At 36.1% G+C, this 13,749-nt stretch carries 11 protein-coding genes and 1 riboswitch; of the genes, 7 read left to right on the top strand and 4 right to left on the bottom strand.

What is annotated here, in order from left to right:
* Positions 1–33: 33 nt before the first annotated feature.
* Positions 34–1,479, top strand: a complete 1,446-nt coding sequence (locus AC0ONG_RS14480; protein WP_001064071.1) for a L,D-transpeptidase family protein — start codon at positions 34–36, stop codon at positions 1,477–1,479.
* Positions 1,480–1,826: 347 nt separating this feature from the next.
* Complete coding sequence (locus AC0ONG_RS14475) at positions 1,827–2,042, top strand: hypothetical protein (protein ID WP_001104104.1); 216 nt, start codon at positions 1,827–1,829, stop codon at positions 2,040–2,042.
* 193 nt (positions 2,043–2,235) lie between these two features.
* Here AC0ONG_RS14475 and AC0ONG_RS14470 read toward each other — a convergent pair whose 3' ends face one another.
* Both AC0ONG_RS14470 and AC0ONG_RS14465 read right to left on the bottom strand, forming a co-directional pair.
* Entirely contained in the window at positions 2,236–3,609 is a 1,374-nt protein-coding gene (locus tag AC0ONG_RS14470; RefSeq protein WP_474203609.1) for a sensor histidine kinase, read from the bottom strand.
* Positions 3,606–4,280 (bottom strand): response regulator transcription factor, encoded by a 675-nt coding sequence (locus AC0ONG_RS14465; protein ID WP_001264526.1) that lies wholly within the window; start codon positions 4,278–4,280, stop codon positions 3,606–3,608. The genes AC0ONG_RS14470 and AC0ONG_RS14465 overlap by 4 nt, the downstream gene beginning before the upstream one ends.
* 271 nt (positions 4,281–4,551) lie before the next feature.
* Here AC0ONG_RS14465 and AC0ONG_RS14460 point away from each other — a divergent pair, with 271 nt between their 5' ends.
* The 3 genes from AC0ONG_RS14460 (at position 4,552) to AC0ONG_RS14450 (ending at position 8,456) form a co-directional block, all read left to right on the top strand.
* The gene (locus AC0ONG_RS14460; RefSeq protein ID WP_474203608.1) at positions 4,552–5,022 is read left to right on the top strand and encodes a hypothetical protein; all 471 of its coding nucleotides are present in this window, start codon (positions 4,552–4,554) and stop codon (positions 5,020–5,022) included.
* 20 nt (positions 5,023–5,042) lie between these two features.
* Positions 5,043–5,366, top strand: coding sequence for a PepSY domain-containing protein (locus AC0ONG_RS14455; protein ID WP_042598269.1), 324 nt, complete (start codon positions 5,043–5,045; stop codon positions 5,364–5,366).
* A gap of 1,014 nt (positions 5,367–6,380) precedes the next feature.
* A complete protein-coding gene (locus AC0ONG_RS14450) occupies positions 6,381–8,456 on the top strand; it encodes a serine hydrolase domain-containing protein (protein WP_042598267.1) in 2,076 nt (691 codons plus the stop codon).
* A gap of 315 nt (positions 8,457–8,771) precedes the next feature.
* Here the strand turns inward: AC0ONG_RS14450 and AC0ONG_RS14445 are convergent, their stop codons facing one another.
* Both AC0ONG_RS14445 and AC0ONG_RS14440 read right to left on the bottom strand, forming a co-directional pair.
* On the bottom strand, positions 8,772–9,095 hold the full coding sequence (locus tag AC0ONG_RS14445) for a hypothetical protein (protein ID WP_000528636.1): 324 nt from the start codon (positions 9,093–9,095) through the stop codon (positions 8,772–8,774).
* A gap of 135 nt (positions 9,096–9,230) precedes the next feature.
* The gene (locus AC0ONG_RS14440) at positions 9,231–9,623 is read right to left on the bottom strand and encodes a VOC family protein (RefSeq protein ID WP_001145295.1); all 393 of its coding nucleotides are present in this window, start codon (positions 9,621–9,623) and stop codon (positions 9,231–9,233) included.
* Positions 9,624–9,734: 111 nt separating this feature from the next.
* On the opposite strand from AC0ONG_RS14440, the gene AC0ONG_RS14435 reads away from it, so the two are divergent.
* Positions 9,735–12,044, top strand: coding sequence for an AAA domain-containing protein (locus tag AC0ONG_RS14435; RefSeq protein ID WP_474203607.1), 2,310 nt, complete (start codon positions 9,735–9,737; stop codon positions 12,042–12,044).
* 75 nt (positions 12,045–12,119) lie between these two features.
* Positions 12,120–12,221: riboswitch (SAM riboswitch) on the top strand.
* A gap of 88 nt (positions 12,222–12,309) precedes the next feature.
* Positions 12,310–13,515: a M20 family metallopeptidase gene (locus AC0ONG_RS14430; RefSeq protein WP_000501375.1), complete on the top strand. Its 1,206-nt coding sequence runs from the start codon at positions 12,310–12,312 to the stop codon at positions 13,513–13,515.
* Positions 13,516–13,749 lie beyond the last annotated feature (234 nt).

Below are 13,749 nucleotides of genomic sequence, written 5' to 3'. Positions count from 1 at the left end.
CGTTTGACGTTAATGCATACGGGGGAAAGATTGATGAACAACAATACAACAAATGAATCAGTTGAAGAAATTGATCAAAAACGAGTAAGATCAAAAAAACGTTATACAAATTGGAAGTTTATCGCAGTGGGTATTGGTGTAATTGCACTTCTTATTGGGGGAATGAGTTATTATCAGGCAACTCACTTCAATTCGAATGTTACAATTAATGACACAAAAGTTGGTGGTCTGAGCGCTGATCAGGCAATACAGAAATTAAAGACATCTGGACTAGCAAACAAAGTCTATGTTGATCAACAACAAATTTTAGATGAAAAAGATACAAAAACGGAACTTACGGAAAAAGATTTGCCTCAAGTTAAGAAACTATTAAAAAGTCAGTGGACATTTTTCCCTTCCTCAAAGGGAGAAAATTATTCATTACTACCAGAGAAGGCAGATCAGTATCGTAGTGAAACGATGAAAAAACTTGTAGAAGAAACGCTCATCTCTATGAATGCAAAATTAAAAGCGCCTCAAGATGCTATGGCGAAGCTAGAACAAGGAAAAATAGTTATTTCGAAAAGTGTTGAAGGAAAACAGTATGACGTTACTAGTCTACTAAAAGATTACGATAAGCAAAAATATAAAAGCGAAATTCACCTGAAGTCTGCATACATAAAACCTATTAAAGAAGACGATCCAATTGTCAAAAAAGAGGAGAAAGCACTACAGAATCTTCTTGGGCAGTCTGTTGAGTATAAAGTGCAGAATGAAGTTTATCCTTTAAAAGCGAAAGATTTAATTCAAAATGCCTCTATGTCAAAGGATATGAAAGTTACAATTGACGCGAGCGACATTAAGAAGAAAATTATTGAAATTAATAATGCCAAATCAACATTAAATAAAGATTTCTCATTTAAAACGCATTCCGGTTCAATCATATCAGTAAAAGGGCAAGGCTACGGCTGGGCACTAGATGTTGAAAAAGAAACTAAACAAGTTCAACAAGCCTTTGAGAAAGGCGAAAAATCGCTTTCTGCTTCTAATATTCATGGAAATGGTTGGGAGAAGGAAGGTATCGGTTATAAAACAACATCGAATAATGGCATCGGAGACACATATGCAGAAGTTTCAATTGCAGAGCAACAAATTTGGATTTATAAAGATGGAAAATTAGTTGTTACAACAAATGTAGTAACTGGTAAACATAGCACGGGTGAAGATACATCACCAGGTGTTTGGTACGTCCTATATAAACGAACACCATACACGCTCAGAGGCAGCGCAGTAGGTAAAGCTGATTATGCAGTTAAAGTAGATTACTGGGTCCCATTCACAAATAGCGGTCAAGGGTTCCACGATGCCGGTTGGCGAAAAGACTGGGCAAATAATGCTTATTTAACAGGAGGATCAGGTGGGTGTGTGAACCTTCTTCCTAATGTTGCAAAAACTGTATATGATAGTTTGAACACTTATGATCCAGTTATCGTGTACTAAAAAATAGCTAAGTATCAAGAAATAAACAAAGCAGGAAATCTTACCTGATGGTATATGAAAAAAACACCTCTTGCATTCGCATACTAAGTGTGCAAATGTAATGGAGGTGTTTTTGTTTGAATATAAAAGTGTATTGCTTATAAGAAACAAAGTAGAAAGAGATTAAGAATAAGTATTCAAATAATCAATAAAATTGACAATGAATATCATTTTCACTTAATATAGAATCGTCGCATTTAATTAGACATGAATTTTTTGTTAATATAATAGATTTCTATTAAGTTGTCACATGTAAGAACTATCATTAAATATTTTAAGAATTTAAACGTAGGAAAGGGTAATATAAAATGAACTGGAAAAAAGGCGGGTTATGGGTTATTATTTTTTTCGTTGTAAAAGGCACGATTTCTACACTTTTAATCGTTACAGGTGCTAAATATTTTGATTTATCATTTATGCAACTTATCTTATTAATTCTGACCTTATTAGTGATTTCTCTAATAAGCCGAAAATTGCTGTATAGACATAAACAAAACAAAAAGCAAAAAGAGCTAAATATATAATGGAGCCCCAGAGACCGTTGGATTTCTGGGGTTTTATTTCGATAGTTTTTTCGCATGTATATCAATTTAACAGAATAGGTTGTCCAAAATGATAAAATCGATGATGTTTAAAATGCGTCAGTTATTTTTACATAAGGATTGTAGAGAGCCTTTAAATATCAATCTTTATTTTGAAGCGACAGATGCGCATAAATTATGCTTGTTTTTCAATTGGTAGTTTAAATGTAAAAGTACTGCCTTCTCCTAATTCACTTTCAACTGTAATTTCTCCTCCGTGTAGTTCGACAATCCATTTTACCATAGACAATCCTAAACCTGTGTTTCCGATGTTTGAAGATGTTCGTGCTGCGTCAACTCGATAGAAGCGGTCCCATATTTTAGTAATATGTTGCTCGCTGATGCCTATACCATTATCAGAGACTTTACCTATTATGTTGGTTTCATCACGGAATAGTTGCATATTCACAGTTCCACTCGCTTTGCTATATGCAATTGCATTCGTTAGTAAATTCATTAATAAACGCATCATCAATGTTTGATCTGCTTTAATAAAGAGGTCTTCCTCTATATTAGTTGTTATATCAATCGAAGCCTCTTGCACCATTAATGAGAGCTCTTCTACGACGATTTCCGTTAATTCACTCATATTGATACATTCAAATTGGAAAGTATTATGTTTCCCTTGGTCAGCTCTTGCCAATAATAAGAGTTGTGAGATTAGAGTGGACATTTTACGTGATTGCCTTAAAATTACTTCTAACGATTCTTCCGTTTCTTTCGGATTATTCCCCTGTGATAAAGCGTATTCGCATTGCGAAATAATAACAGATGTTGGTGTTCTTAATTCATGAGATGCGTCAGATGTAAATTGTTTTTCACTTTCAAATGATGTCTCCAATCGCTCGAACATTTTGTCAAAGGTTTGTGCTAAATGATACATTTCATCTTTTGGTGAACCTTGTAAATTAATTCTTTTCGAAAGGTCTTTACCATCACCAATTTTACTAGCTGAATCACTCATTTGTTGCACAGGTCGAAACGCTCTTTGCGTAATAAAATATCCTCCGACTGCCGCAATGAGAATAAGTAATGGGAATGAGATGATTGTTACCACGATAAGCGTATTCATCGTTGATGATAATTGGTTCATAGTCATTATTCCACGAACCCAGATTTGCTCATCGCCGCCTGCATTATGGAGAAAATCATATACTATCCATTCTTTATTGCCGTCTTTAATGGTTTGTATTTCATCGGATTTAAGCGATATCTTTTTATTAAAGCTTGTTGGACTATGTCCTACTAACAGCTCACCTTGTTTACTATAAATACTAATATTTACGCCATCTTCTAAGGTTTCAAAATCATCGTCAATCTTTAACTGCCCATGCTTATATTTGATATCTTCCATGCTTTCTTTTACTGTGCTCTTTAATTGATCTTTCATATTAAAAAGCAAAACTTTATCTGAAGAAGTTAAAATAAAAGCTAACACGAGTGCCATAATAATTACAATTAGCCCCGTATACCACAGGGTTACTCTCATTTTTATTGATAGTCTTTTCATGATTCTACTCGCAATACGTAACCAGTTCCTCGTACTGTATGAATTAACTTCGTTTCAAACTGGCTATCAATTTTTTTGCGAAGATAGCGGACGTAAACATCAATAATATTCGAGCCACCTTCATAGTCGTAATTCCACACATGTTGCTCAATTTTATCTCGTGTCAGCACAACTTCTTTATTACGAATCATATATTCTAAAATAGCAAATTCCTTACTGGAAAGAGTGATAACTTGGTCTCCTCGTGTTACTTTATGCATATTGCAATCTACCACTAGGTCAGCGATTTCAAACACATTAGATGTATTTCCTGTTTTTCTTCGCATTAACACTCGAATTCTTGCTAACAGTTCGTCAAAAGCAAACGGCTTTACTAAATAATCATCCGCACCTAAGTCGAGTCCTGTTACACGATCATCAATTGTATCTTTAGCTGTAAGAAGCAAGACAGGAGTTGTATTATTGTCCGCGCGTAATCTTTGTAATACTTGTAAACCATCTATTCCTGGAATCATAATGTCAAGCACAATCAAATCGTAGGTAGCCATGTTTATATAATCCAAGGCATCTTCTCCATTCCCACATGCATCGACACTATAATGTTCTGCATTTAATCGTTTTACCAATATATTTTGTAAGTCTTGTTCATCTTCGACAATAAGAACTCGCATTAACATTCTCCTTTTCTTCTTATTAATATGTATCACTATAATTCCAAAACATTAAAGCAAGATTAGAAACGATTTAATTATATCATTTTATCCAGCATTAACGGGCAGTAAGACTCCTCCTTCAAAATTCGGCGAATGCGAGGGAGTTAGGGGAAGTCGGGCTACCCGTAAAAGTCTTCACTTTATTTTTTTATACATTAATCTTCCTTTAATGTTTGTTCAGTAATATAAAGGCAAGGATAAGGTGCACATGTAAAGGGAGGAAAACAGAATGCGAAAATGGATGCTGATTGGAGCGATATCTTGTGTATTGTTAACAGCTTGTTCTACTCAAGCTGTTAACAATACAGAAGTGCAACAACTGAAAGTGGAAAATGATAAATTACAAAAAGAAGTTGCTCAACTACAACAAGAACCAAACAAAACAGAGCCTGCTACGAATGATACGAAGCAAACACAAGATTTCAAAAACGAAGTCACATCTATTGTAGAAAAGGCAAATAACACGAAACCAGTTGGAGCAAAAGAAGATAACTTAAATATGTACTTGGCAACAAAAAAAGAAATTGACCAATTGGATGACAAGATAGATCTATCTGATAATCAGCTAGAAGCAGATTATCACGCTGGAACGATAACTGTTGAACAATATCAAACGCAAGAAAAAGAACACGATATACTGGAAGATCAATTAGAGCAAGCAGAAAATGCACTTGAAGCAAGATTTGGAATAGAGGATTAATCATTAAGGAGTAGATGGAAATGTTAAAACATAAAAAGAAAATAATTATAAGTGTAATTACTATTTTAGTAAGTGGTATTGCTATTGTTGGTGGATATTATGGTATGGGTTACAATTATGCAAAAAAGAATGAAAACTACACAGAGAAACAAGTTCGTGAAATTTCTTTAACTCATACAAATGGAGAAATTATTAATGTGAAAAAAGAATTCGAATTAGAAGATGACAACTTAGCACAATCAAAATTTGAATATGAAGTGGAAATTAAGACACCTGATAATCTGTTAAATATTTTAAAGGTTAGTGCTAGAACGGGTACAATAGAAATCGATAATGAAGATTGAAAAAATATCGACAAATAAAATATTACGTACTTGATTTTTGTTATCGATAGCGAAGAAAAAGACGGTTCCCTAATTTTACAAGGGAATCGTCTTTTTTTTGTTCTATGGATCTATGCTTTTTTTATACTTTCCTATCCTGGTGCGGTTTTAGGGTTCTTGTCTGTTATTGGATTAACTGAAAAACTGTATAAAACCTTGTATACCCTTAGTGTGGTTTTTTCCGAAATACTGGCGGTACCCCGTCGCTATCAATCAAAGCTCATACAACGTCAATTATATTAGGGGGTGTTTCAGTTCTCGTTTTATCTTTTTACAATGATGAATATGAAATAATGACTTCCACTTATAAGAATGTGAAGAAGTGTTGATGCCAGTTGGAACTGTGGTAAAGGTTGAGGGTGGAATCTAAGGGAATATTAGAGATGTGCATGAAAGGTTATTAATCCATCTTCTATAAAATCGTGGGATTATATATGCACTTATTATCCTGGAGATTTTAAAATAAAACCTATCTAATTATAGAAGTGATTTGAACGTAAGGAAATTGTAAGAAATGGATAAGAAAAAAGAAATTTTTATTGTGTAGGATACAAATATAGAGAAGCGTAAAAGAGGGAGGGTAAATAGGATACATTTATACGAAAAACAAACTAGTAATAAGAGCATTCTATTGGTGGCAATTACTGAAAGAACAGAATACTCACTACAGTTCCTACAGGAAAGGGAAGAATCAATGGATATGGTCTAGGAATCTATGAAATTATATTTCCTAACGGTGTCCCGATATGGGAACATACAGATGTTATTCTAGGATTTGATACTTTTGCTGGAGGGGCATATGTTGACGGCAATTTGAACAGTATGGGTAGAGCCGAGAATACTGGTCTTTTTAAAAGTATTTTAATTGTTGAATATAGACAGTAGGGATAAAGCCAGAATAGTAGTTTATGTGATGTTTGTAATTGAACAAATAAAAGATGAAATCGATCATTTATCTAAGGAGGAATTTTTCTTATGGAAAATAAATTATCTGGAGTGTTAGCCGCTACCTTAGCTCTAACGATGAGTCTACCAACAGGAGCGATAGCGTCTTCTAGCAGTAAGACTCCGGTTGTATCTAGCCAAGAAGTTGCTAGCAAAGATTTAGAGAAGATTGCTGCAGAGAACGCTGCACTGCTCACGAAGTCCTATGAGACGACTAGTGTACAGTATGCGCTGATTGATAATGGTAAACTTATTTTGTCGGGGCAGACAGGTAAGAACGACATAGAAGGGAAAGAGCCACTAACCAAAGATACTCTATACGGGATTGGTTCAACCAGTAAAGTATATACAGCTGCGGCTGTTATGAAACTGGTAGACGAAGGAAAAGTTGATTTGGATGCTCCTGTTGCCCGCTATATTCCTGATTTTAAAATGAAAGATAAACGATATAAGCGTATTACACCGCGTATGCTGTTGAATCACTCCTCGGGTTTGCAAGGTTCGACGTTCAATAATGTATTTTTATTTAAAGATAATGATGCTTATGCCCATGATATATTATTGCAACAATTGTCCAACCAAAACTTGAAGGCAGACCCTGGTGCGTTCTCAGTATACTGTAATGACGGTTTTACACTGGCTGAGATCTTGGTAGAAAGAGTCAGCGGTATGAGTTTTACTGAATTTCTACATCAAAAGTTTACAGAGCCATTAAAACTGAATCATACGATAACATCGCAAGACAAATGGGAAGACGAAAAGCGGGCTGGACTGTATTCTCCGACATACCAGGGACAGCTACCAAGTGAAATGGTGAATCTAATTGGTACGGGAGGAATCTCTTCTACTGCAGAAGATGTGGTGCGATTCTCACAAATATTTATGGGACAGGGAAAAGAAATTCTCTCTAATAAAGCAGTCAAGGCGATGGAACAAGAAGAATATAAAAAAGGAATGTGGCCGGGAGATAGCGGAAATGTGTTCAACTATGGACTTGGCTGGGATAGTGTAAAACTATACCCATTCAGTGAATATGGGATAAAAGCGTTGACTAAGGGTGGGGATACGATACTGCAACATGCTACATTGGTCGTGCTTCCAGAACAGAAGATGGCAGCAGCTGTATTGTCCTCCGGCGGCAGCAGCATGACAAATCAACTGTTGGCAAATAAATTACTGCTAGCTAGGCTTAAAGAGAAAGGGACAATTAAGGATATAAAGCCAGATAAATCCTTCGGAAAGCCCGTCAAGGCTAAAGTACCTCAAGACGTGGTAAAAAAAGCAGGATTTTATGGAAATAGCTATAGCCATTTCAAAATAGAAATTACGAAGAAGGGAGAACTGGTTTTACCAACTAAACCGGAAGAAAAATATGTATATACGGCGGATGGAAGCTTTATAAATGAGAAGGGTACTTCCAAGCTTAACTTCGTCACAGAGAAGAATGGAAAAGTTTATTTGAGAGAGAGCACATATGAATTATCACCGGGATTGGGGCAAAATGTGCTGACTCACTATTTAGCCCAGAAATTAGAAAACAATGTGTTACCGAAGAAAACAGCTGCTGCATGGGCGAAGCGCGAGGGTGGCAAGTTCTATCTCGTTAACGAAAAATTTAATTCTATGAACTATCTAGGACAACTAATGCCTCTTAACACACAAATTACGATCAAGGATGGATATTGGGACGGCAAAAAAATTACAGGTCCGAATACGGCGACGCATCAAATTCAAATTCCTGTGATGAATGGGCGGGATACAAAGGAAGCCCATTTCTATACAGAGGATGGTACTGAATATATGGAGATGTCCAGCTTTTTATACGTCAGTGAATCTAACGTAAAACCCCTTGATACAGGTCAATTATCGAAAGTTACATTGCAAAAAAATGGGCATGCGAAATGGTTTACGGTCCCGCAAGAGGCAGCAGGGAAAACGATGAATGTGGAGTTGCCATCAGGAAGTTCATTCGCGGTGTATGATGAGAATGGAGTATGCGTCAATTTTACCGTCGTTAGTGATAATAACAAAGTGAAACTACCAGAGAACGGAACGGTTGTATTTGCTGGCGCACCGAACTCCGAATTTACAGTCGCATTGAACTAGCTACAACTCGGGATAGACTTCAATAAAACAGTGCGACATGGAAAAGATATTTTATTTGTATCTTAAGTATTACCTTAAATGATATTACAATTAAATTCTTAGCTTAATAGCAATGGGATAGCACCACATGCCTATCAGCCTAAGAAAATAAATCACCCCCATGTCCATCAAGCTAGTAAAAATAAATACCCAAAATATAGTAAAATTGACATCTCCAGAGTAAAAATGTAAAAAATTATTGTTTAGGGGCAACATAAAACCTTAGTTTGATAACGATATGGCGCTACTCATAAAAAAGAAATAGGAGAGAATATCCTATTTCTTTTTATTGATATAATAAAATGTAATGAATAGATCCAAAGTAATGATAATAATTAGAAGTAACAAGTGTATAAGTGCATCAGTTTTTCCGTTTAGTAAAGACTTTACAAAGAAATCCCATTCTGTTTCATAGGGAGGTTCTACCCAATTTCGTTGCAGACCTAATACCATTCCATTTATAAAATAGACAATACTTAATAGAATCCTTCCAACAAATAAGGCAGCTGTTTTTATATTCCAATCCTTTATCTTGATTACATAAAGGATTGGAAATAGTATCAGTATCCAAAAAACAATAATAAAGACTGTATTTCCCATTCTCTCCTCCTAACAAAATGATTGTATTTTTAATCTTGGTAAATTCTTAGGTTGGAGGTATGTTTCATTGTTACTGGTTAAAAACAAGGACCGTAATTCCGGCTCCTTTTCTATCCCGCAAAATAAAGGTTTGCTTTATCTCTCCGTCTCAAAAAACTCAATCCACTCTCCATCAGGACCAGCGAAGAATATGTAACGTGTTCCATCTGGTAATGTTTCGACTTCTTCTCCTAGTAAAAAGGTTACTGTGTGTTTCTTTAGTCTTGTGATTTCTTCTTCTAATGAATCTACCTTAAAGCAAATGTGATGTACTTTTCCTTCTGCCGGAAGAGAAGAATTGTAGCCTTCAATTAATTCAAGTATCGTTTCCTTCGATTCTTCTACACCTAAAAAAGCGAGTTTTAAGTCTGGGTTTGGGTGTCCCATTCGCTTAATGAGCTGTAAGCCAACTACTTTTTCATAAAAAGTAATAGATGTTTCTAAGTTTGCAACCATAAGTCCTACGTGTTCAATTCTTCTAACTGGCATGTAGATTCCTTCTTTCTGAAAATTATATACAATATATTATTGAAAATTAAGAAAATAAGCAAGATAAAAACCTTACAAATTTAAGCGTGTTGTATGGTATAGTGAGAAAGTATGTTTGGGGAGAAGGAAGGAGATTATACGATGAATATACCTACTCAAACTCCTTCATTATCGGAAACGATGAAAGAGTGGCATTATGCATTAGCATATGAAATTAAACATTGGAAAACGATAGGTGGTAGTAAAATTTCTATCATGAACGGTCGTTTTTTATATACAGATTATGAGAATACAGTGTATGTATTTCAGCTTATTTCGGAAGTAAGTTTACCTGAAGGTTCACCAATTCGAATTGAGTTCGATGGTGAGGAAGCGACAGGAGAAGTATTATCTGTACATGGATTAGAAATAGAATTGAAATTAAATGATTATATACAAGGTGAAATAAGAGAAGCGGTTTTATACAGTGAACCGTGGCAACTTTTAGAGCAACTGCAAGAGCGATTGAAAGAAGCACGTAAAGATAAGCTAAAACGTAATCGTATAAAGCGTCTCGTTGATGGGACGAGCAGTCCGAAGCATATTGAGAAGATGAAAAATCCGAAAAATGAACTAGCATATCGTTCGTTTTACAATCCGACAACGTACGTATGGGGACCGCCTGGAACAGGGAAGTCGTACAATTTATCACGTATTATTTCGGCTCATTACCAAAAAGGAAAATCGGTACTTGTGTTAGCTCATAGTAATGCGGCAGTGGACGTATTAATGAGCGAAGTAACGAAACAAATTGAGAAGAAAAAGAAATGGACACCTGGCGAAATTGTTCGTTACGGTTATAGTCAACATGAACATATACGAAATCATGAAACATTACTTACGTCGAAGCTAGTTGAAACGACGAACGGATCTTGGGGAGAAGAAAGACTCTATTTAGAAGAAACACGACAAGATCTTCGTGAAAAGATTTTATCATATAAAGCGACTTCTGCTGATAAGAAGCGTATACAAGAGATTGAAAGTGATCTTCGAAAGCAAAAAGCGAAAATTAAAGAAGTAGAAAAAGAATATATTGAAAATGCGAAAGTAATTGGTGCAACTCTATCAAAATGTGCAATTGATGCGCTAATTTATGAGCGTACATTTGATTTAGTTGTTGTAGATGAAGTGAGTATGGCGTTCGTTCCGCAAATCGCATTAGCTGCTTCACTTGGAAAACGTATCGTTGTTTGTGGCGACTTTTTACAATTACCTCCAATTGCGATGGCGAACCATGAACTTGTTCGCAAATGGCTTGGGGAAGATATGTTTTACCATGCTGGGATTGTTGAGTCTGTTAATAAATCAGAAGCACATCCGAACCTATTTATGTTGCAGGAACAAAGACGTATGCATGCGAATATATCGAAGTTTACGAATTCGTTTATTTATAAAAATAGAGTATACGATCATCCTTCTGTTTCAGAGCGTAAAGAACTTGCGCAATTGCAGCCGTTCGCAAATGAAGCGAGTGTTTTATTTGATACGAGCCAAATGGGAGCTTTTTCGTTAAAAGATGCGGCTTCTGGTTCACGTTTTAACATTATGTCTGGTTTAGTAGCGATGCAAATGATGTTAATCGGATTGTTAGACGGTGTTCAGTCGATTGGTGTTGTGACACCTTACAGGGCGCAGTCACGCTTTTTATCAACGTGTATTAGAGAAATGTTGCAGAGAACGAAATATCAAAACATACCAGTTTTAGCGGCGACAGTTCATAAGTTCCAAGGTTCTGAAAGAGATATGATGATCTTTGATACGGTTGACAGTTATCCGCAAGAACGACCTGGCGTATTATTCTTTGATCACAAAAACCATCGCCTCGTCAATGTAGCAGTGACAAGAGCGAGAGGGAAGTTCATTCAATTATCAGATTGCCATTATATGCGTAAAAACCTTTCGAGAAAACAAGCGTTATCACAATTAACAGCTCATATAGAACGTCATGGAGATGTGTATGATCGCACGACATCAAGACAATTGTGGGAACGGAAAATTTCGAAACGTTTACGCTGGTTTATGGAAATGAATCTTGAAGAGCCGAAAGGGTTATTAAAAGATATTTTAGCCGCAAAACGAAAAATTATTATTTCACTTCCAATTACAAAACAAGTGGATAAGCGAGTATGGCAAGCGTTAATGCGTACAAATGCACAGATAACAGTTTATAGTGATGGACCAGTTCCACTGAAAAATGTAAAGTTACAAAGACAAAATAAAGCATTCCCGTTTATCGTAATTGATGATGAAATCTTCTGGGCAGGCGCACCGCTTACATCTCAAATGATGTTTGAAGGTAGTACAGAATTTCCGTACGTATGTGCCAGACTGCAAGCGCCAGAAACAATTGGTGTATTAAAAGGATTTTTAGATATTCGGTAAATTCGGATAGGAATTCCTTGACTTTTATTTGGAATGAACTTAGAATGAATGTAATTTAATATAATTTTATGAAAATTCTTATCACGAGAGGTGGAGGGACTGGCCCTATGATACCTCGGCAGCGGATTCGTTATGAATACTGTGCCAATTCCAGCAAGGTAACTTGAAAGATAAGAAAGAAGCTCATTTTGATTGTATATACAGAAGCCTCTTTCTATCTTTTAGAAAGAGGCTTTTTTACGTGAAAATAAAAGGAGGAAGAACAATGGGAGCGACAGGAGTAACGTCACAAAGAAAAACAATTGAAGAGAGTATCGAAAGAAATAAGGAAAAGTACATAGAAACAAGTCATGATATTCATGCGAATCCGGAGATTGGAAACCAAGAGTTTTACGCATCCAGAACGTTAAGCTTATTACTAGGTAGTGCAGGATTTCAGCTGCAACACAATATAGCTGGACATGAAACAGGTTTTATCGCGCGAAAAAGTTCAGGAAAACAAGGACCAGTCATTGCATTTTTAGCGGAGTATGACGCTTTACCAGGACTAGGTCATGCGTGTGGTCACAATTTAATTGGCACAATTAGCGTTGCAGCAGCAATCGCATTATCAGAAACGCTTGAAGAAATTGGCGGGGAAGTTGTCGTGTTTGGTACACCAGCAGAAGAAGGCGGGCCAAATGGTAGCGCGAAATCAAGTTATGTAAAGGCAGGTTTATTTAAAGACATTGATGCGGCGCTTATGATTCATCCGAGCGCAAAGACAGCGACAACGAGTCCTTCATTAGCAGTCGATCCACTTGATTTTCATTTTTACGGAAAAACAGCTCACGCTGCAGCCTCACCAGAAGAAGGGATTAATGCATTAGATGCGGTTATTCAGCTTTATAACAGTATTAACGCACTTCGCCAACAACTTCCGTCAGACGTGAAAATTCATGGCGTTATTACAGAAGGCGGAAAAGCACCTAACATTATTCCTGACTACGCCGCGGCAAGGTTCTTCATCCGCGCAGCAACGCGAAAAAGATGTGCAGAAGTAACAGAAAAAGTAAGAAACATTGCTGAGGGAGCAGCGTTAGCAACAGGTGCAAAAGTAAAAATTCATCAATTCCAAAATGAAATCGATGAATTACTCGTAACAAAAACATATAACGATATCGTAGCGGAAGAATTAGAACTATTAGGTGAAGAGGTAAATCGTAAAGAAAGAGTAGGGATCGGTTCAACCGACGCAGGAAACGTAAGTCAAGTCGTACCGACAATTCATCCGTACATTAAAATCGGACCAGATGACTTAATTGCACATACGAATGAATTTAGAGAAGCAGCACGTTCAGAACTTGGAGATAAAGCATTAATTACATCGGCAAAAGCATTAGCAAATACGGCGTATCGATTAATTACGGAAGAAGGGTTGTTAGAGAAGGTGAAGGAGGAGTTTAGAGAGGCACAGAGGAATCAGGGGTAAGGCACTTTTTCGAATATAAATCTAATTCATATGCAGAAATAATAGAAAAGAACATTGAAAAAAATCAATGTTCTTTTCTATTTATGAATCATTTGTTTCTTCATTAATTTTGAGGATGAATTTCTTTAGTGATATCTTGGATCTAGTCTAGTCTAGTTTAATAGTAACGGTGATCTGTGAGTTCGAATTGCATTAAAGGATAATAACTAGAGAATGTGTTGTAATTAAAATTTA

Source organism: Bacillus sp. TCT6 (assembly GCF_056033845.1).
This window is presented reverse-complemented; position numbering and strand designations above follow the sequence as displayed.

Coding starts and splice junctions, on each gene's coding strand:
- AC0ONG_RS14460 (WP_474203608.1), top strand. CDS start 4,552: ATGCGAAAATGGATGCTGATTGGAGCGATATCTTGTGTATTGTTAACA.
- AC0ONG_RS14430 (WP_000501375.1), top strand. CDS start 12,310: ATGGGAGCGACAGGAGTAACGTCACAAAGAAAAACAATTGAAGAGAGT.
- AC0ONG_RS14445 (WP_000528636.1), bottom strand. CDS start 9,095: ATGGGAAATACAGTCTTTATTATTGTTTTTTGGATACTGATACTATTT.
- AC0ONG_RS14465 (WP_001264526.1), bottom strand. CDS start 4,280: ATGCGAGTTCTTATTGTCGAAGATGAACAAGACTTACAAAATATATTG.
- AC0ONG_RS14440 (WP_001145295.1), bottom strand. CDS start 9,623: ATGCCAGTTAGAAGAATTGAACACGTAGGACTTATGGTTGCAAACTTA.
- AC0ONG_RS14455 (WP_042598269.1), top strand. CDS start 5,043: ATGTTAAAACATAAAAAGAAAATAATTATAAGTGTAATTACTATTTTA.
- AC0ONG_RS14470 (WP_474203609.1), bottom strand. CDS start 3,609: ATGAAAAGACTATCAATAAAAATGAGAGTAACCCTGTGGTATACGGGG.
- AC0ONG_RS14480 (WP_001064071.1), top strand. CDS start 34: ATGAACAACAATACAACAAATGAATCAGTTGAAGAAATTGATCAAAAA.
- AC0ONG_RS14450 (WP_042598267.1), top strand. CDS start 6,381: ATGGAAAATAAATTATCTGGAGTGTTAGCCGCTACCTTAGCTCTAACG.
- AC0ONG_RS14475 (WP_001104104.1), top strand. CDS start 1,827: ATGAACTGGAAAAAAGGCGGGTTATGGGTTATTATTTTTTTCGTTGTA.
- AC0ONG_RS14435 (WP_474203607.1), top strand. CDS start 9,735: ATGTTTGGGGAGAAGGAAGGAGATTATACGATGAATATACCTACTCAA.